Source organism: Enterococcus sp. H57, assembly GCF_003112495.1.
Lineage (GTDB): Bacteria > Bacillota > Bacilli > Lactobacillales > Enterococcaceae > Enterococcus_B > Enterococcus_B faecium.
This window is the reverse complement of sequence record NZ_BEHC01000058.1, coordinates 1-729: the sequence shown is the minus strand read 5'-3', so window position 1 is coordinate 729 and position 729 is coordinate 1. Positions and strand designations below refer to the sequence as shown.

Genomic DNA, 729 nt, shown 5'->3' with positions numbered 1-729 from the left:
GCTACTTACATTCCACTAAAACGTCAAACTGTATCCAAAGAAGCGATTTATATTGCCATTGGTATACGAGAAGACGGCACTAAAGAAGTACTGAGTTATGCGATTGCTCCAACTGAATCAACATACGTTTGGAATGAGCTGCTACAGGATATTAACTCCAGAGGAGTTCAAGAAGTCTTGCTTTTTATTACGGACGGCTTAAAAGGCATGAAAGATACTATCCATCAAATTTATCCTAAAGCAAAATATCAGCATTGTTGTATCCATGTATCTCGTAATATCGCTCATAAAGTACGTGTCAAAGACCGAAAAGAAATCTGTGATGACTTTAAGGCTGTTTATCAAGCTAACTCAAAAGAAGAAGCGAATACCTTCTTATCCGGCATGATTGAGAAATGGAAGAAAAACTATCCTAAAGTGACGCAGTCACTCATAGAAAACCAAGACTTATTAACTTTTTATGATTTTCCACCTAGCATTCGTAGAACCATTTACTCAACCAATCTAATCGAGTCTTTCAATAAGCAAATTAAAAGATACAGCCGTAGAAAAGAGCAGTTTCAAAATGAAGAATCACTAGAACGCTTTCTAGTCAGCATTTTTGATACATACAATCAAAAATTTCTAAACAGAAGCCATAAAGGTTTTCAACAGGTAACCGATACATTAGTTTCAATGTTTACTGAGTAACTAATTATTTTGCAGGAGGACAATTTATTTACACAAAAT

1 pseudogene is annotated in these 729 nt (G+C 34.8%); it reads left to right on the top strand.

Going from position 1 to position 729, the window contains the following annotated elements:
* Positions 1 to 690: pseudogene (locus DIZ30_RS11240) on the top strand (IS256-like element ISEf1 family transposase); the annotation flags it as partial.
* Positions 691 to 729: the final 39 nt, after the last annotated feature.